At 69.2% G+C, this 18,103-nt stretch carries 19 protein-coding genes; 12 read left to right on the top strand and 7 right to left on the bottom strand.

The genetic code is table 11. From position 1 onward, the window contains the following. Positions 1–25: 25 nt before the first annotated feature. Complete coding sequence (locus ACWF82_RS10440) at positions 26–370, bottom strand: DoxX family protein (protein WP_452499972.1); 345 nt, start codon at positions 368–370, stop codon at positions 26–28. Between the two features lie 81 nt (positions 371–451). On the opposite strand from ACWF82_RS10440, the gene ACWF82_RS10435 reads away from it, so the two are divergent. Then, positions 452–1,333 carry a sigma-70 family RNA polymerase sigma factor gene (locus ACWF82_RS10435; RefSeq protein ID WP_452499970.1) on the top strand — a complete coding sequence of 294 codons (882 nt, stop codon included), beginning with the start codon at positions 452–454 and terminating at the stop codon, positions 1,331–1,333. Between the two features lie 102 nt (positions 1,334–1,435). Here the strand turns inward: ACWF82_RS10435 and ACWF82_RS10430 are convergent, their stop codons facing one another. Further along, a complete protein-coding gene (locus ACWF82_RS10430) occupies positions 1,436–1,912 on the bottom strand; it encodes an HAD-IIIC family phosphatase (RefSeq protein ID WP_452499968.1) in 477 nt (158 codons plus the stop codon). A gap of 210 nt (positions 1,913–2,122) precedes the next feature. On the opposite strand from ACWF82_RS10430, the gene ACWF82_RS10425 reads away from it, so the two are divergent. After that, entirely contained in the window at positions 2,123–3,346 is a 1,224-nt protein-coding gene (locus ACWF82_RS10425) for a PucR family transcriptional regulator (protein WP_452499967.1), read from the top strand. Between the two features lie 63 nt (positions 3,347–3,409). Here the strand turns inward: ACWF82_RS10425 and ACWF82_RS10420 are convergent, their stop codons facing one another. Next, positions 3,410–4,597 carry an esterase/lipase family protein gene (locus ACWF82_RS10420; RefSeq protein ID WP_452499965.1) on the bottom strand — a complete coding sequence of 396 codons (1,188 nt, stop codon included), beginning with the start codon at positions 4,595–4,597 and terminating at the stop codon, positions 3,410–3,412. Positions 4,598–4,761: 164 nt separating this feature from the next. Beyond that, on the bottom strand, positions 4,762–6,123 hold the full coding sequence (locus ACWF82_RS10415; RefSeq protein ID WP_452499963.1) for a lipase family protein: 1,362 nt from the start codon (positions 6,121–6,123) through the stop codon (positions 4,762–4,764). Between the two features lie 527 nt (positions 6,124–6,650). On the opposite strand from ACWF82_RS10415, the gene ACWF82_RS10410 reads away from it, so the two are divergent. From ACWF82_RS10410 to ACWF82_RS10395, 4 genes are all read left to right on the top strand, one after another. Next, positions 6,651–6,902, top strand: coding sequence for a hypothetical protein (locus ACWF82_RS10410; protein ID WP_452499961.1), 252 nt, complete (start codon positions 6,651–6,653; stop codon positions 6,900–6,902). Between the two features lie 88 nt (positions 6,903–6,990). Continuing rightward, entirely contained in the window at positions 6,991–7,485 is a 495-nt protein-coding gene (locus ACWF82_RS10405) for a DUF2599 domain-containing protein (protein ID WP_452499959.1), read from the top strand. A gap of 33 nt (positions 7,486–7,518) precedes the next feature. Then, positions 7,519–8,175 carry an NAD(P)H-binding protein gene (locus tag ACWF82_RS10400; protein ID WP_452499957.1) on the top strand — a complete coding sequence of 219 codons (657 nt, stop codon included), beginning with the start codon at positions 7,519–7,521 and terminating at the stop codon, positions 8,173–8,175. A gap of 347 nt (positions 8,176–8,522) precedes the next feature. After that, a complete protein-coding gene (locus ACWF82_RS10395) occupies positions 8,523–8,780 on the top strand; it encodes a hypothetical protein (RefSeq protein ID WP_189028143.1) in 258 nt (85 codons plus the stop codon). A 12-nt stretch (positions 8,781–8,792) separates the two neighbouring features. Here ACWF82_RS10395 and ACWF82_RS10390 read toward each other — a convergent pair whose 3' ends face one another. Both ACWF82_RS10390 and ACWF82_RS10385 read right to left on the bottom strand, forming a co-directional pair. Continuing rightward, positions 8,793–9,677, bottom strand: a complete 885-nt coding sequence (locus ACWF82_RS10390; RefSeq protein ID WP_452499956.1) for a helix-turn-helix domain-containing protein — start codon at positions 9,675–9,677, stop codon at positions 8,793–8,795. An 18-nt stretch (positions 9,678–9,695) separates the two neighbouring features. After that, positions 9,696–9,920, bottom strand: a complete 225-nt coding sequence (locus ACWF82_RS10385; RefSeq protein ID WP_452500056.1) for a DUF397 domain-containing protein — start codon at positions 9,918–9,920, stop codon at positions 9,696–9,698. Between the two features lie 364 nt (positions 9,921–10,284). Between ACWF82_RS10385 and ACWF82_RS10380 the strand changes: the two genes are divergently transcribed. The 6 genes from ACWF82_RS10380 (at position 10,285) to ACWF82_RS10355 (ending at position 16,404) form a co-directional block, all read left to right on the top strand. Continuing rightward, positions 10,285–10,518: a hypothetical protein gene (locus ACWF82_RS10380; protein WP_452499954.1), complete on the top strand. Its 234-nt coding sequence runs from the start codon at positions 10,285–10,287 to the stop codon at positions 10,516–10,518. 87 nt (positions 10,519–10,605) lie between these two features. After that, a complete protein-coding gene (locus ACWF82_RS10375; RefSeq protein ID WP_452499952.1) occupies positions 10,606–11,040 on the top strand; it encodes a CBS domain-containing protein in 435 nt (144 codons plus the stop codon). Positions 11,041–11,113: 73 nt separating this feature from the next. Further along, positions 11,114–12,391 (top strand): aminotransferase class V-fold PLP-dependent enzyme, encoded by a 1,278-nt coding sequence (locus ACWF82_RS10370; protein ID WP_452499950.1) that lies wholly within the window; start codon positions 11,114–11,116, stop codon positions 12,389–12,391. A 31-nt stretch (positions 12,392–12,422) separates the two neighbouring features. Beyond that, positions 12,423–13,676 carry a heavy-metal-associated domain-containing protein gene (locus ACWF82_RS10365; RefSeq protein ID WP_452499949.1) on the top strand — a complete coding sequence of 418 codons (1,254 nt, stop codon included), beginning with the start codon at positions 12,423–12,425 and terminating at the stop codon, positions 13,674–13,676. Continuing rightward, a complete protein-coding gene (locus ACWF82_RS10360) occupies positions 13,673–15,085 on the top strand; it encodes a decarboxylase (protein ID WP_452499947.1) in 1,413 nt (470 codons plus the stop codon). Before ACWF82_RS10365 ends, ACWF82_RS10360 begins: the two co-directional genes overlap by 4 nt. Beyond that, complete coding sequence (locus ACWF82_RS10355; protein ID WP_452499945.1) at positions 15,085–16,404, top strand: pyridoxal-phosphate dependent enzyme; 1,320 nt, start codon at positions 15,085–15,087, stop codon at positions 16,402–16,404. The genes ACWF82_RS10360 and ACWF82_RS10355 overlap by 1 nt, the downstream gene beginning before the upstream one ends. Here the strand turns inward: ACWF82_RS10355 and ACWF82_RS10350 are convergent, their stop codons facing one another. After that, complete coding sequence (locus ACWF82_RS10350; protein ID WP_452499943.1) at positions 16,405–17,928, bottom strand: condensation domain-containing protein; 1,524 nt, start codon at positions 17,926–17,928, stop codon at positions 16,405–16,407. Positions 17,929–18,103 lie beyond the last annotated feature (175 nt).

Below are 18,103 nucleotides of genomic sequence, written 5' to 3'. Positions count from 1 at the left end.
GCCGACGTGGCGCGCCACCACCACCTCACGCCAGGGCCAGCGCCAGCGACCCGGCCGACAGCAGCAGATACGGCAGCGGGTAGCCCAGATGCCCGTACCACCGAGCCCGCAGCACGGTGAGCTCGGCGCCGACGAAGTACAGCACCAACCCGGCCGCGGCGGCGACGGCCAGTGGCCGGTAGGCCAGACCGGCGAGCAGACCCAGCCCACCGGCCGCCTTGATCACGGCCAACGGGGTGAGCGTCCACGGTGCGACGCCGTAGTGGCGCATGTTCTCGCGTACCCAGTCGGCACGCACGACATCGATCGCGGCGGCGGCGAGTGCGGCCAGCGCGGCGAGCACGGTGACGACGACATAGCTGGTGTGCATCGAACGGTTCCTCCGGTCTACGGTGATCGACGGCAGTCGCCGTCGTCGTGTGTGACGAACGGCCCGACCGAAAGGTGACCGATGCCCGCGGATTCGCTCGCGCTCGCCTTCGAGCAGCGGCGTACCCGGTTGCGTGGCGTCGCCTACCGGATGCTCGGCTCCGCCGCCGAGGCCGACGACGCGGTGCAGGAGACCTGGCTGCGGCTGGACCGGGTGGCCGCGGCCGAGATCACGAATATCGACGGCTGGCTGACCACCGTCGTGACCCGGATCTGCCTGGACGCCCTGCGCGTTCGCGCGCAGCGCGCGGAGACCACCGACGTTGCGGCCGTCGAGGCTCGCGCTACCGGACCCGGCGCCGATCCCGAGGACGAAGCGCTGCTGGCGGATTCGGTCGGACGCGCCCTGCTCGTTGTGCTCGATGTGCTCGGGCCGGAGGAGCGAGTCGCGTTCGTCCTGCACGATCTGTTCGCGGTGCCGTTCGCTGACATCGCGCCGATGCTCGGGCGGACACCGGCCACCACCAAGAAGCTCGCCAGCCGGGCCCGGCTCCGGGTACACGCGCCTGCTCGCGTCGATCAGGCCGAACTGGCGGAGCAACGCGTCGCGGTGGCGGCGTTCCTGAAGGCGGCCCGCGAAGGTGACCTGGGCGAATTGCTGGCCGTGCTCGCACCGGACGTGGTGCGCACGGCCGATCCGGCGGCGCTACCGCCCGGGATGGCGGCACTCGTCCGTGGCGCCGCCGCGGTCGCCGACGGCACGCTGGTGCTGCGGCAGCGGTCGCGCGATGCCGTGCTGCTCCTCGTCGACGGGCGGCCCGGACTGGTGGTGGCACCGGCGGGCAAGCCGCTGTTCGCCGTCACGTTCACCGTGCACGCAGGCCGGATCACCGCCTACGACGTGGTCGCCGCCCCGGATCGGCTGGCCGAACTCACGCTGGCGCTGCTGCCGGACCAGTCCTGAACCCGTGCGGCACCGCCGTTTTGGCACACTGTGCAACTTTGCAGCGGTTGCGATGCCGCAGTCCGTGCGTAAACGCAGCGCGCGCAGCCGAATTCGCGCCGGTCAGAGCGCCGGAACGCGCGCGAACCCCAGCGGCGGGGTCGGCACCGGGCCCGAGCGCAGGTCGTGCCGGAAATCGGCCAGCAGCGGCAGCATGTCGACATTGCGGGCCGCATAGCAGCGCACCATCGGCAGCGCCCGCGAGACCTCGGCGCGTTCCACCGGCTCGGCGTCGACGAACGCCATCCCCTCCAGGCCGAGCCCGAGGGTGTCGGCGAGGCGCACGATCGAGGCCGACTTGCGACCCCAGCCCACCTCGACCGCCGAGAACATCTCGTACAGCCCGTGCCGGTAGAGCGTCCGCAACGTGCGCGAACGATCACCCCGTGCCGCGACAGCATGCAGCACACCGCGCTCGCTCAGCTTGGTGAGCGTACGCAGTGCCTGCGGGCGCAGCGTTGTGCTGGTCGCGTCGTGGACCACACCGTCCCACAGCGTTTCGTCCAGTTCCCAGACCAGACAACGGACGGCAGGTCGCATGGTGGTGCCCCCTATCGGTTCGTTCCGGCGCGGAGAACTCTACAACCACTCATACCGATGGACCAGACTTGTGATCGCTCACCAAGCAGGCAGGCAAGCATGAGTCCACGACCCATTACCCGACGTTCCATTCCGGCATCGGCGCCGGTTGGCTAGGGTGAAGTCGCTGGACAGCGGGGGCACAGCCGAAATTGGGCGAAGGGAACACAGATGTCCGTCGATAATCCACCCCGGCAATCGCTGACCATCTCGGGTCAGCCGATGTCGTCGCCGTTGAAGGACGTTCGTGCCCTCTCCCGGCAGATGGTCGGCCACTTCGTCGCCAATGTCGTCCCCTGCGGCACGCTGCCCGGCGATGCCATCACCGGCGACGTCACCACCATCACCCGGATCTGCCTCGAATTCGCCGTCAGCATGCTCGACGGCCGCGACATCCCGAACAAACTGCAGCGCCTGCAGGACGCGGCCAGCGGCTGGGCCCGCGAGGGCGTGCCGATCGACACGATCCACCACTCGATCGCCGAGGGCTTCAAGATCGGCCTCGACCTGGTCGTCTCCAACGCGTCGGTGAAGGACTACGACAACCTGGTCGACGGCGTGAAGATGGTGATGGAAATGCTCGACACCATCACCGCCCAGGTGTCGCTGGCCTACGTGCGGGAACTGCGCGGTGTCGTCAGTGAGCACCACACCGCGGTGCACACGCTCACCTCGGCCCTGCTCGGCGGGCACAGCACCTCCACGATGGCCCGCGAATGCGGGATCGCGATCGCCGACACCTACGCGGTGCTCGCGCTGGCGATCCCGCCGCACCGCGAGGAGGCCAACCCCGCGCTCGACGCGAAGGTTGTCGCCCGCCGCAAGTTGCGCCGGGTGCAGGCCGAACTGGCCAAGCGCTGCGGGGATTCGGCGCTGTCGCTGCTCAGCGTCGACGGCGGCACGGTGCTCATTCCCGCCGACACCTTCGACCGCGACGGTCTGGCCGCGCTGGTCGCCCAGCTCTCCCAGGCCGCCCAGGCCGGAATCACCGCGGCGATGGTCGAGACCTCGACGACCGGCGTCCCCGACGCCGCCGACCAGGCCCACGAACTGCTCGACATGGTGCAGCGACTCGAGGTCACCTCGGGTCTGTACCGCTTCGACGAGCTGGCCCTGGAGTACCAGCTGACCCGCCCCGGCCCCGGCCGGGAGTTCCTCGGTTCGCTGCTCGATCCGCTGGATCAGTACCCCGAGCTGCTGGAAACCCTGCAGCGCCACATCGCCAACAACCTCAACCGGCAACGCACCGCGCGGGTACTGCACGTGCACACCAACACCGTCGACTACCGGCTCAAGCGGATCGGCCAGCTCACCGGTTTCGATCCGACCCAGCCGTCGGGTCTGTGGTACCTGCGTTCCGCGCTCGTCGCGCGCAGCTACCGTTCCGCCGCCTGATCCGCTCCCCCGGAAACGCCGAAGGCGCTGCCCGCCGAGTGCGGACAGCGCCTTCGTGGTTTCTCACAGCGAGCCGCCACCCCCGATCAGCCAGGGGTTGAAGGTGCACACGAGCTCGTGGTTGCCCGCCGGGTCGATGGCCCGCAGCGCGATGGAGAGCGCCCGCGGGGAGTACATCATCGTCAGATGGTCGGAAACATCCTGTTCGCAACCCTCCTGCAGGGTGATGTTGTCGACCGTGGCGCCGGGACCCGGCTTCAGGAAGGTCAGGTCGTAGGGGTTGGTGACCTCGTCGTAGCGGGTGCCGACGACCGTGTAGTCGACGCCGGCGACGGTGTCACCGGCGGCGTTGAGCTGGTTGACGAAATCCGAGCCGATGGTCTGCTGGATACCGGCGTGCCCGACGAAGATCTCGACGAGACCGAGGATGTCGATGCCGAGGTTGTTGATCGCGCGGCCGAGGGCGCCGATGCCGTCGAGGCTGGTGCCGTGGTGGGTGGCGCCGAAGGTGACCAGGTTCTTCACCTTGGCCGCGCCGCCGTCGAACTTGGTGTACCAGTTGGCCATCGCGCCGCCCTGGGAGTGGGCGACGATGTCGACCTCGTCGGCGCCGGTGGCCGCGAGCACCCGGTCGACGAAGACGGCGAGCTGATCGGCGGAGTCCTGGATGTACCCGGTGCCCATGACGCCGGGCAGGACCGAACCGAGGCCGCCGCCTTCGACCAGGCCGGAGCGGCCGTAGTTGAAGGTGAACGTGCACAGGCCCGCGTCCTTGATCGGCTGACCCATGAACGCGTACCCGTTGTAGGCGTTCATCCAGGTGCCGTGCAGCAGCACGACCGGGCGAGGCTTCTCGGCGGTCGGTTTGCAGGCCCAGTCGTTCGCACCGGGCGGGGTGGCGTCGCCGTTGGCGAGGCCGTAGGCGAAGGCGCCGAGGAACGAGGTCTGGGCGGGTCCGTAACCGACTGTGTCGGTGGACTTTCCGCCGGAGGAACCGGAGCTCGATCCGGAGCCGCCGTAGCAGTTCCCCGATCCGTTGCCCGAACCGGCGCCGCTGCCGGAGGTGCAGGCGGAACCGCTACCAGGGCCGGCGACCTGGCGGCCCTCGGAGATGAGATCGGCGAGGGCCTGCTCGGTCGGCGCCGGCGCCGGGGACGCACCCGCCCCTGGACCGGTGAGCGCGACGGCGAGCGCGCCGACGCCGGTCAGCACCGCCGTCTGTAGCGTCCGTCTGCGACTGGGAGATTTCATTGTTGGCGTATCTTCCTGTGCGATTCGAGAAATACGAATGGCTTTGTCGAAACCGCACTGAACATAAGGCGGCGAAATCGCCGCTTTTCCAACGTCTCCTGGTTTCTGGAAAGGTCACCACCGGTTGTCGAAAACCGCCATGAACCGGCACAGGAATCTTGCCGTCAGCATTCGCTGCGCGCGGCGACCCCCTGCAAACGCTCGTCCAGCCACAGCATCGCCTCCGGATAGCCGGTGACCGCACCGATCACATGTTCACCGAACACGCTGCGGTACACCGCGTTCGCGCCGAGTGCGCACTGCTCGTTGTAGAGATTGCGCGCGCCGGCGGCGGGGATCCAGAACTCCTGCTCGCCGTTGTAGATGTAGAGCGGCGTGGCCGAGCGCAGCCCGGACATCCGGGTGATCTCGTAGATCGTGGTGGCCAATTCCGAACGCAGCGGATCGGCGATGTTGGCGCCGACATCGATCGGCAGGTGCAAGACGCCGGGGATGGCGAACACGCTGACGCACTGGTCCTTCATCACCGAGGTCGCCACCCAGCGCGCGAGATTGTTCATCGCGGCCAGGATTTCCGGGCGTTCCCGGCCGATCGCGAACGTCGCCGCCATAAAAATGCCGGAAGCGAGGTTGGCATTCATACTGCGCGAGAGAATCTCGAAATCGGCGGGCACGCCGCCCAGCGCCGCGCCGACGATCACGTCGGCGAGTTCCGGGGCGTAGGAATCGATCAGCTTGGCCGCGCCGTGGGTGGCGATGGCGCCGCCGGAATAGCCGGTCATCGCGAATCTGCTGTCACCGAATGTCACCGGGTCGATTCCGCGGACGGCGCGGATCGCGTCGAGCACCGCGTGCCCGGCGACATACGGCTCGGCATAGGCCATCCAGGGGCCCTCGTGATCGGGCACCAGCACCGCGTAGCCGCGCAGCGCCGCCAATTGCGTTGTCGGCGGGATGAATTCGGTGGTGCTCGAATGCAGATTGAGGCCGTGCGCCAGGGTGTATCCCGGCGTGCAGTCGCGCCCCAGCGCGTCGATCGGCAGGTTGTTGACCAGTACCGGGCGATCACCGGGACCGGTCCAGTCGGTGGCGGGCACGAGCAGGGTCGCCGTCGCGAAGGACGGGCGTCCGTGCGAGTCGTCGGTGCGGAACTTGAGCAGGGTGGCCGACCGGATCGGCACCAGGGTGAGCGGGGCCGCGGTGGCCATGACGTCGCGGGTCTCGATGATGTCGCCCGGCGCCAGCTCGGCCAGGCCGTCGGGCCAGTGGTCGAACATCGGGTCGCCGACCGCCGACGGCATCACCGCGGCGTGCAGGGCGGCGAGTTCGGCATCGGGATCGCCGGTGGGCTGGATCGGCGAGGGCAGCACCTGATCGATCCAGCGTTGCAGATCGGGCAGGAATCCCGGCGTACCCGGATGCGGCACCGGGAATTCCGTCGTCGGTGGCGGTTCGGCCGCGGCCGTGCCGACGGCGAACGAACAGAGCAGGAGCATCGAGCAGACCAACACACGCACAGATCGCATGGCACACACGCCTTCGGGTGGCAACGTCGGATTCGTCGTGACGTGCGGCGATGCGGTGCTTCGAATTCCGCCGAACCTCCCCCAGTGCGCCCCTCGTCAGATCACTGACGGTACGCCGGAACCACCCGGCGGAATCGGCGTCGTGCCCGAGTCGTGACGCAATGCGGCACGATCGCAACAACGATCGGCCCGGATCCGCGTCGGGGCAAGCGGATCCGGGCCGATCGACACCGGGCTCAGCAGGTGCGGCTGTTCTCCCGTGTCGCTGCCGTCGGTACCGATATCGGCCGGTACCGTGGCTCGTCGGAACCGCATCCGAGAGACACCGACGGAGCTCACAACAGCTCTGCGGCGAGTTGTGATGGGAGGCAGGCCGCCTGCGCACCCATGTGGTCGGCCTACGGCCGCGGTGCCGGGCGGGCTGTGAGATCTCCAGCGGAAATCCAGAACATGTTCTTCTCGATGGTCCGGGTCCTACCGTCGAGCAGGAAGGCGCTCACGAGTGCCGGGGCGAAAAGGAGCACGCCATGATTCCCCTCGACGAGAACATCGCCGCCACCCCGCATCGCATCGAACGGACCGAGATACCGACCCGCCGGATCACGGTCTACTTCGACGGCCCGACACCGCAAGACGCCCTGATCCTGGAATACGCCGCGACCCCGTCCGAGGCCTGGGAGTTCACGACGGCGGCGGTGCACGCGGGCCTGCTGGTGACCGTCGACGGCCGGGTCCGCCCCGAACTGCGCAGACTCCCCTGCCGATCGCTCTGGCACTGAGCCCACCGGCACCGCCCGGCCCGCCGCACTAGGCTGGCCGGGCGGCCGCGTCTCGGCCGCACGGTCCGGGACAACGGAAGGGGCGTCCGTGACACGGTGGCGCAACGGTGCCGCATTCGCCGCGATCGCGCTGGCCGCCCTGACCGGCTGCGGGTCGGCGGGCTCCGACGACGCGGCCGCACCGGCCCCGACGACGGTCACCACGACGCCGCGGCCCACCAGCAAGCCGCCTGCCACCATCGCGCCGCCGACCACCACCGTCGATCCCTATGCCGGCCTGCCGCTCATCGACCACGTGACCTGGACCGAGACCATCGACGGCGCCAGGCTGCTCGTCGTCCCCACCGTCGCGGGCAGGAAGACCTCGACCCCCGGCACCGACGAGCTCGCCTGGCAGGAGGTCCTCGCCCTCGACGCCGACGCCGGCGCACCGGGGATGCGCGACCAATTCCTCTGCCACTGGGTGTGGGCGAGGATGGTGGCGCCCGACAAACCGAGCTGGAACCTCGAACCGTGGCGACCCGACGTCGGCTATTCGGCCACGGTGTCGGCCAACTGCAATCCCGGCGGCCCGGAACGCTGACGGCCGCCGTCCCGCCCGAAAGGAGCTCCTCGCATGCGCATCGTCGTCGCCGGTGGACACGGCAAGATCGCCCTACTGCTGACCCGGCTGCTCACCCGTCGCGGTGACCAGGTCTACGCCCTGATCCGGGACCCTGGTCAGGCCGCCGATATCGCCGCGACCGGCGGCGTCCCGGTCATCTACGACATGGAACGCGACACTCCCGACGACCTCGCCTCCGCCGTCGCGGGCTCCGACGCGGTGGTGTTCGCCGCGGGCGCGGGCCCTGGCAGCGGGGCCGCGCGCAAGTACACCGTCGACCTCAACGGTTCGGTCCAGCTCGCCGACGCCGCCGAGCAGACCGGCGTCCGGCGATTCGTGCAGATCTCGACGATGGGCGCGGGCGCGCCACCCGCGCCGGGGACCGACGAGGTGTGGGCCGCCTACCTCGATGCCAAGACTCGCGCCGAGGACGATCTGCGCGACCGCGCGCTCGACTGGACGATCCTGCGGCCCGGCATGCTGACCGACGCCGAAGGCAACGGTCTGGTCACGCTCGGAGCGCCGCCGATTCCGCGCGGCCCGGTGCCGCGCGCCGATGTGGCCGCGACGATCGCGTCGATCTTGGTCGCGGACAACACTTTTCGGCACACCCTCGAGCTGGTCTCCGGTTCGGAGCCCATCGCGTCGGCCGTTGCCTCGATTCATTAGCCGAAAATTAACTATTACAACCCCTTTCAGCCGGAAGGCCGATTCTGACGGACCGGTGATACCCCCGTTGCCGCAGGGCGGCGGGGGCGAACCGCCGGTCACGACGTTATCCATGCCCCACGGGTCGCGAACACGGTGGCGCAAACCCGGATTCGCCGCTCAGAAGCCGGGAAAAACGCCGCATCGAGACGGAATCGATCGTGCAGATGTGCTTGCATCTGAAAGTGCCCCCGTCCTAAACTCAGGGCCGCAATACAATTCAGGGGATAGTCAGGGGAGGCCGCGAGCGGCACACCTGGGGCTAGATTGCCTTGGGTTTGCCACTGCCTAAACACAGGGGCGTTCACATGAACAACACCAACGGCCGTTCCGGCCTAGCTGATCGCGCAGCGACCACCACCCACCCCGACACCGCAGGGTGCTCCAGGGAAACCGCGGTCGCCTATGTCATCGATGCCGTGGAGTCCACCGGTGCCGCGACCCGCAACGATTTCGATATCGACCGCATCGTGACCACCGCGCACGAATTCGCCGACGACTGGGATCTGCAGACGCTGACCCCCGACACCTTCTGGCGCATCGCCGCGGGCTGTATCAAATACTGAGCAGTTCCGGCCTCAGACCCGGTCGGCGTACTCCAGCAGGATCGCGCGCGAGCGGTCGGGCTGTTCGGCCTGGACGCTGAGCTGGTCCATCACGGACTTGTACAGCGCCAGGTCCTGCCTGCGCTCGAGGTAGAGCGCGCTGGTGAGCTGCTCGAGATAGACGATGTCGGGCAGCTCGGGCTCGGCGAACCGCAGAATGCTGAAGGAACTGCCCGCGGCGGCATGCCCGCCCGCGGAGTACGGCAGCACCTGCACGATCACATTCGGCAGTGCCGACAGCTGGGCCAGGTACCGCAGCTGTGCGCGGTGTACCTCGCGCCCGCCGATCGGGCGGTGCAACACGGCCTCGTCGATCACCGCCCACACCACCGGCGGCTCGGACCGGTGCAGGACATCCTGGCGGCGCTGCCGGACCTGCACGCGACGCTCGGTATCGGCGTCGTCGAACCCGAGGGTGACGATCGCCCTGGTGTACTCCGGCGTCTGCAACAGGCCGGGCACCAGCTGGGCCTCGTAGGTGCGGATCTGACTGGCCGCCTGCTCGAGCCCGAGGTAGGTGCTGAACCACGAGGGCAGCAGATCGCTGTAGCGATGCCACCAACCGGGTTCACTTGCCTGCCTCGCGAGTTCGAAGAAGGACTCGCGCTCCACGGTGTCGTGGACACCGTAGAGCGTCAGCAGGTCCCGGATATCGCGTTCCTTGAATCCGGTGCGTCCCAGTTCGAGCCGGCTGATCTTCGCGTGGGAACCACGAATCGCGTCACCGGCCGCTTCGCGGGTGATGCCCTTGCTCTCGCGCAGTTTGCGTAGCTGGCCGCCGAGAGCGATACGCAGCACGGTAGGGCCACGGTCGACAACCGGTTGCACGCGACCGATCTCGTCGGGTTCAGCCGTCATGGCTGCCGATATTACCGATCACTTGGTCAAGTAGTCGAACTCTCCGGCCTTCGCGCCGCGGATGAACGCGTCGATCTCGGGCCGGGTATAGAAGATGACCGACCCGTGCGGGTCGCGCGAGTTGCGCACGGCGACCGAACCGTCGGCCACTTCGGCCACCTCGACACAGTTGCCGCTTGGGTTGCTGTAGGTGCTCTTACGCCAGGCGCCGTCGGCCGGGCGTTCCCGCTGATCATGATGCATTCCGGACACGCCACACTCCTCGTTCTCGAATGATGCCCATCGCTGCGAAAGTTGCAGATGCACGCACAAACGTTCTTGCAGATGTACTGTGCGATCGGGACATTAACACGCGCCGGATACCAGCGCACCGGTCGGTACTTACCCCACGACACGACCTGGTCGGCGTCTCGACAAGTGACGTCCAGTCCCCTGAATTCGCAAGCGCCGCAAGCCCTTCAGCCGCCCGACACGCCCGGATCGACTGTGCAGATGTTCTTGCATCTGCAAACGAAGCAGCCGTAGACTCAGGCCGCAAGATCACCGGAAGGGATGTCGGCAGCACCAGCCGGATCCGCCTTCCGCTGCAGGATGCGAGGGGCCTCGGATGAGCACGCCGTTTCGAACACCCCGCCGGGTCTCGGCCGGAACCGCCGGTCTCGAGGTCCCGCGATACCTCGATGCGGCAGGAACACCGTCCGGGTCGTGTAGCGACGAGCCACACGGGCTCACCTACCGCCAGGCCCGCGAGATGCTGCGTCAGCACGACGTCCACGGGCCGCAATGCCGCCAATGGCTGGCCGCCGCGGCCTATCTGTCGGCGGGCCTGGACGACGAATAGCCGGTTGTAACGTCTTCGTGCTGGTCACGGCGAGGTCACCGGGGCATCCTGGAGGTGAACATCGGCGCGGACACGGGTGAGCGGCATATGCGGATAGCGGACATCCTGCGCAACAAAGGAACGGCAGTCACGACGGTGCCACCGCAGACGACGGTGCGCGCCCTGCTCACGGTGCTGGCCGAGTGCAACATCGGTGCCGTGGTGGTCTCCCCTGACGGCGCGGCCATCAGCGGCATCGTCTCCGAGCGCGACGTGGTGCGCCACCTCGACCGGCACGGCGCCCCGCTGCTCGACCGGCCGGTCACCGAGATCATGACCGACCGGGTGCGTACCTGCGGGCCCGACGATCACACCTCCTCGCTGCGCGCGGACATGACCGAGCACCGGATCCGGCACATGCCGGTGGTCGAGGCGGGTCGGCTGGTCGGCATCGTCAGCATCGGTGACGTGGTGAAGAGCGAGATCACCGAGCTCGCCACCGAACGCAGCCACCTCGTCGACTATCTGCAGGGCAAGTACTGAGCCGCGACGCGAAAAGCGTTGTCCGCGAAAAATCTTCGTCAGCCGTACCAGAAATGTGCGTATCGTTGACCGGGTGCACCCCCTCCGGCCCGAGCCTGCCGCCGTCGCGGTGACCCGGCACGCGCCGACCCCGGTGCCAACGACGATCCGCGACCGCTTCCCCGCGCTGGCCGACCCCGCGGTGGTATACCTCGACAGCGCGGCGACGACGCAGAAGCCCGACACCGTCATCGCGGCCGTCACCGCCTATCACCGCGAGCACACCGCGAACGCGGGCCGTGGCACCTACAGCTGGGCGACGGCGCTGACCGCGCGGATCACGGCGATCCGCACGCGTGCCGCCGGGTTTCTCGGCGCGCAGTACCCGGACGAGATCGTGTTCACCAGCGGGGCGACCGCCGCGCTCGGGACGATCGCGCACAGCTGGGGCCTGGCCACCTTGGACTCCGGCGACGAGATCCTCTACAACCCGGCCGATCACGCCGCCAATGTGCTGCCCTGGCATCACCTGCGCGACACCATGGCCCGGTTCGGGCGCCGCATCGTGCTGCGTCCCTATCGCAGCACCGCGGCGGGCGAGGCCGATATCGACGACATCCTCGCCCAGGTGGGGCCGCGCACCCGGTTGATCACCACCAGCCACCTGCATCACGTGTACGGCGGGCTGACCACGCTCGAGGAACTGCGCGGGCGCATCGATCCCGAGATCCTGCTGTGCTTCGACTGCTCGCAGAGCGGTGGGCACCTGCCGGTCGACGTGATCGACCTCGGCGCCGATTTCGCGGTGTTCGCGGGGCACAAGATGTTCGGGGCGCCCGGGATCGGCCTGCTGTACTGCCGGCGGCGCGTACACGACCGGCTGCGGCCGTTCCTGCCCGGCGGACACTCCGGTATCCAGGTCGGCACGGACGGCCTCGTCGGTTCCGGGATGCCACAGCTGCTCGAGGGCGGAACCCAGAACATTCCCGGAATCCTCTCCCTGGCACCGGCTTTCGATCTGCTTGACGAGCTCGATCCGACGGCCGTCGCCGCGCACAACCGTGAGCTCACACTGCGGCTGATCGAGGGCCTGCGCCCGGTTCCCGGACTGGACTTCCTGCCGGGACCCGCGCACGCGCGCTGTGCGGTGGGGTACGGAATCGTCTCGTTCACCCTCGACGGGATCGGCGCGTCCGATCTCGGGTTCGTGCTGGCCGAGTCCGGTTTCCTGGTCCGCACCGGGGCGCATTGTGTGCCGTCGGCCGATCCCGACGCCGGGTCGGTGCGGGTGAGCACCCACCTCTACAACACCCTCGACGAGATCGATCGGTTCGTCGCCTGCGTGGCCGGTATCGCCGGCCAGGGGCGATGAACACTTCCTGACCCCGAGCCGAGGAGCAACGATGGCCATGCCTGCAGCGCCGCACTACGACCGCCGCGCCGCGTCCCGGGTTCTGGCCCGCCTGGCGGCCCCCGGGCTCTTCACGGCCGCCGAAGCGCCGTCAGCGCACCGGATCACATTTCGCGCCACCGCGTTACGGCCCGAGCCGGGCAGCGCGCTGACGCAGTCCCAGCGGATGTACCTGGAACGCTTCATGCGGCCGTGCCGCCCGGAGCAGGTGACCAGCGCGACCCATCGCATCACCTGGACCGACAGCGCGGGCATACCCAACACCGGGTACTTCCGCACCGGCGGCGCGGGTCCCGAGCTCGCGGTGGTGGCCAGGGAAACCGTTCTGGCACTGTGGCGTTCGCTGGCCGCGTCCGGTGTGGTCGAGCGGTCGGCCGCGCTGACCGAACCCGATCTCGCGGTGCTGGCCGCCACCACCACCGATCACGATCCGCACGAGATCTTCCGGGTCGGGGTGGAGGCCACCGGCCGCGCACTGACCCAGCACGGGCTCATCGCCGCCGACACGCCCTATCGGGATGTCGGCGAATTCGCCAGGGGGATGCGTGATTCCGGCATTTTCGCCGCGGTGGCGACCCGCTGGTTCTGGGAGTTGCAGGCCTCGACGTTCCGGCGCGGGATGATCCCGGTGAGACTGGTCACCCAGCCGGACGGCAGCGTGCGCTACACCGCCGACTCGATCACGATCCTGCGGGCGATGAAAGACGCCACCATTGGCGACGCGCGCGCGGTGATGCGCCGCGCCACCACCGAGGAGGGGCTCGATGTCGAGGCGGCCGTCGCCAGGTACCACGACGATCTGGATCTGATCTCGCGCCAGTACGCGCTGCTGCCCGCCGAATCCCGGCCCGCCTGTCTGGCGGCGGCACCGCAGACGGTAGACGGTGTGGCGGTGCACGTACTGGCGACGGTGGTCGATCGGTTCGTCGAGACGTTCGCCGCGCTGGCGGGCACGGTGGAGGTTGTCGAGGACACCGCCGAGCAGGAACCCGACGGTGCGCCGTCCGGGGACGACGGCATCTTCTACGTCCCCGACATGAGCTGCAAGCACTGTGTCCGCACGATCACCGCGCTGCTCGAATCGATGGACATCCCGGTCGTCGAGATCGACCTGGAGTCCAAGCGGGTGATCGCCCGAATCCGCAGTCCGCGCAATCGGTTCCGCGTGTTCGAGGCCCTACGTGACGGCGGCTACAACCCGGTCGACGACGTGCAGGCGCAGGCGCCGGGCGCGGCGGTGGGATGACGCCGCCGCCGGCTGTTCCCGCCGCGCTCCATCCACTGGTCGCGGCGTTCCTCGACGACCGGGCTGCCGTGCGCGCGGCCCTGCACCGGTTCGGGTCGCCGGTGCATCTGGTGTTCCCGCAGGTGTTCACCGCGAATCTGGCCGCATTGCGCGGCGTACTCGACGGAGCGGCCACCAGGTACCGGATCTGCTACGCGCACAAGGTGAATCGGTCCGCGGCGCTCGCGGGCACCGCCGCCGCGTCGGGTATCTCGGTCGACGTGGCCTCCGCGCGGGAACTGCTGTCCGCGCAGACCGCCGGGTTTCCCCCCGACCGGATCGAGGTGACCGGACCCAAGGGCGCGGCGATGCTGCGGACCGCCCTCGCGGCGGGTGTCACGATCAATGTCGACAATCTGTGGGAGCTCGAGACCCTGGCAGGGCTGGTCGAGCCGGGCACCAGTGTTCCTGTGCTGCTGCGTATCTCGGGCTTCCCCGGTAGCTCCCCGAGCCGGTTCGGGATCGACCTCGGCGACGCCGGGGCAGCGTTCGGCCTGCTGACCCGCTACCGGGATCGGCTGCGGCTGCTGGGTTTCGCGTTCCACCTCGATACCGCGGCCACGGCCGAACGCGTCCAGGCGGTGGCCGAGTGCCTCGATCTGGTCGAGCGCGCGTACGAGCACGATCTGACGCCGACGGTGCTCGATATCGGCGGCGGGCTGCGGCAGGTCTTCACCGCCGACGCCGCTGGTTACGACGCCTACGATCACGCGCTGCGCGCCGGTCTCCTCGGCCACGGTCGCGCACTGCATTGGGGCAGCAATACGTTCGGCTATCACGTGGCCGACGGCGCGGTCCACGGCGGACCGGTGTTCCACAAGTACGCCAATACCGAATCGGCCGCCGGGATCCTGGCCGACCTGCTCGGCACGCCGCTGCCGGGGCACGGCGGGCGGGCGCTGAGCCGGGTGCTCGCCGACAATCTGCTCGAGCTGTGGCTCGAACCAGGCAAGGCGCTCGTCGATCAGGCCGGGATCACCCTCGCCCAGGTCGAATTCGTCAAACGCGCGGGCAACGGGGCGACGCTGGTGCATCTGGACCTGAGCCGCGACACGGTCACCGCCGCCGACCAGGAGGTACTCATCGATCCGATCGTGCTGGCCGAACCTGCGGTATCCGCTGCCGTCGGGGTGTATTTCGCCGGTCACCTGTGCTTGGAGCGGGATCTGATCACGCAACGGCAGGTGCGGCTCGCCGGAGTGCCCGCACCGGGAGATCCGGTCGTGTTCGCCAATACCGCCGCGTATCACATGGACCTGTCCGCGGCGCGGGCCAGCATGCACCCGGCACCGGCGAAAGTCGCTGTGCTGCACCGGAACGGCACGTACGACCTGTGTGCCGACGCGGACTATCGACCCGGGGTGCGGTGATGGTCTACACCCACATCACCGAGCTGATCGGCAACACTCCCCTGCTGCGCCTCGATCCGGCGGTTCATGGGCTCGCCGATGTCGACCTGTACGCGAAACTGGAGTCGCACAATCCGTTCGGCTCGGTCAAGGACCGGGTCGCCTGGGCGATGATCCGCGCCGACCTGGACCGGATCGCCGCGGACGGGCAGTCGTTCATCGAGGCCTCCAGCGGCAACACAGCCAAGGCGTTGCGGGTGCTCGGCGCGTTGCACGGCATTCCGCTGCGCGCGGTCACCAACCGGATCAGGGTGACCGAGGTCAGGCAACTGCTGCAGCTGCTCGGCACCGAGATCGTGGAACTGCCCGGCCTGTCCGAATGCCCCGATCCCCATGCGGCCGACGATGTCTCGGCGGTCATCGCGCAGACGACGGGTCAGGCGCCCGGCCGGTGGTTCCATCCGTCGCAGTACACCAACGACCGCAATGTCGCGGCGCATCTCGACGGTACCGGCACCGAGATCGCCGCCGATCTCGCCGAGGCGGGGATCGCGCACCTGGACTATCTCGTCGGCGGCCTCGGCACCAGCGGCTCCACCCGCGGCACCGCCACCGCGCTGCTCGATCGTCATCCGGAGCTGCGCACGATCGGGGTGGTGTCGGACCGGTTCGACTTCATCCCCGGCATCCGGTCCGAACGCGAGATGTGGGATGTCGGGCTGTTCCGGCCTGATTTCTACGACGACATCGTCACCGTCGACTCCGCGGCCGCCATCGAGGCCACCCTCGAGCTGGTCCGTGGCTACGGCGTACTGGCCGGTCCGACCAGTGGCGCGGGCTACGCCGCCGCCCTGCGCACCCTGGCCGACGCGCCCCGCCCGGCCGACCGGCCGCTGGTCGCGGTCCTCATCGTGTGCGACCGCCTGGAGCCGTACCTGTCCTACTTCGCCAAGCGCAGACCCGACCTGTTCGGCAAGTCCGCCGCACCGGCCGCACCCGGCCCCGACGACACCGCAGCCGCCCCGACGCTCACCCCCGCCGCGCTGGCTGAGCTCGACCGCTCCGGGCGTCCCACTGTCGTGGATACCCGTGGCGCCATGGCCTATCGGGTCGGGCACGTGCCCGGCGCGCTCAATATCCGCGACGACCAGCTCGACGAGATGTTCGCCCAGGGTGTGCCGTTTCCCCGATCACGGCCGGTCGTGTTCGTGTGCCCGGTGGGTGAGACCTCGCTGCGCTTCGCCGCACTGGCCCACCGCGCGGGCTATGACGCGTTCAGCCTCGCTGGTGGCATCGTGGCCTGGCGCGACGCGGGCTATCCACTCGAACGCGGCGGCTGATCACACCAGCACGCGCGCTGCCCTGCGGGCGGTCGAGAGCGGGCTGCGCCGTCCCGCGGTCGCCAGCAGGGCAGGCAGCGGGCCGCGATAGCCGTCGGCGAGCAAGCAGGCGACCGCCCGGAACCGGGCGACGAACCGTTGCGCGGTCTGCTCGTCGAACCGGGCGATCGGGTAGAGGAACGAGCCGTCGATTCCCGCGGGGGCGCCGTGCGGATCGTAGTGGTCGGTCAGGCCGAACTCGAGATCGTGCTTGGCCCTGACCACGCCGGTCGGCACCTCGGTGATCGAGAAGCCGTGTGCGGGAGCGGGTTCGGGAGTACTGCGCGGGGCCGGGCCGCGCTGCAGGATCAGCGTCGCCTGGAACAGCGGCAGCGCGGCGTCCTGGAGGAGGCAACGCTTCAGGCGGGGGTTGGGGGTGTCCGGGTGGGCGTAGGCGGCGAGCGCGACGCGGCGCACCTGGTCGATCAACTCGCCGACATCGCCCGCGCGGTCCAGGCGCACCCGCATCAGCACGTCGTCGGAGAAGTTGCCGACGAGGTCGTCGAGCAGGCGGTGGTCGCGGCCCGACACCGCGGTGGCGACCGTGACATCGGCGCTGCGCGCGAACGCGCCGACGGTCACCGCGAAAGCGGCCTGCAGGACCATGAACAGGCTGGCCCGTCCGTCCTGCGCCAGCCGCAGCAGACCGGCGTGGGTCCGCGGGTCGAACGAGATCGGCAGCAGCGCGCCCGCCGTAGGGTCGAGCGGCGGTGACTGTTGTTCCCGCGCAGGCAGATCGAGCAGTGCGGGACGACCGGCCAGCGCATTGGCCCAGTACCGCAGCTGATGGGTCGCGCGGCTCCACTCGTCGGTGAACTCGCCCAGCTGGGCGTGCTTCCACAGCGTGTAGTCGGTGTAGCTGACCGGCAGCGGCGACCACTCCGGGGCCCTGCCGCCGCGGCAGGCCGGATAGGCGGTGACGAGGTCACGGATCAGCGGGCCCATCGACCGGCCGTCAACCGAGATGTGGTGCACGACCAGCGCGAGCACGACATCGTCGGGGCCGAGCACGAACAGCCGCGCCCGCACCGGCAGGTCGCGGGTGAGATCGAAGGGGCGTGCGGCCAATGCGGCCACCGCGGTGCCGAGTTCGGCGGCGGTGACAGCGCATTCGGTCACGTCGAGCTCGACGTCAGCGGGATCGATGACCCGCTGGGCAGGGCCACGGTCGGTCGCCGGGTAGGTGGTCCGCAGCGGTTCGTGCCGGGCGACCAGGCAGTCGAGCGCGGACCGCAGCGCGGGCACATCGACGGCGGCGCCGCGCAGCCGGATGGCGCGGGCGACGTTCCAGTCCGCGGACCGGCCGAGCCGGGCGGCATGCCACATCCGTTCCTGGGCGGGCGCCAGCGGCACGTGCGCCGGGCGTGGTCGCGGCGCCAGCACTGCGACCGGCGGCGCCGGCGGCCGGAAACACACCGGCTCGGACGCGGCACGCGACGGTGCCGTCAGGACGCCGCGCCCGGCATCGTTTCCCCCCGACCTCATCCCCGACCCGGGGTCGAACACTCGTCACAACCTCCACACCCGTACCGAACAGATTCGGAACGCTAACGAGGCGATGTGAACGAACAGTTGCCGGATTGTGACCATGCCCGGTCGGTCCGGCCGCGGACCCGCGTCGTGTTGTCGCGGTCTGTCCACTTTCCGGGAAAAACGCCCA

Source organism: Nocardia sp. NPDC055053, from assembly GCF_053608285.1.
Note: the sequence above shows the minus strand (reverse complement) of the source record. Positions and strands in the feature narration are given on the sequence as shown.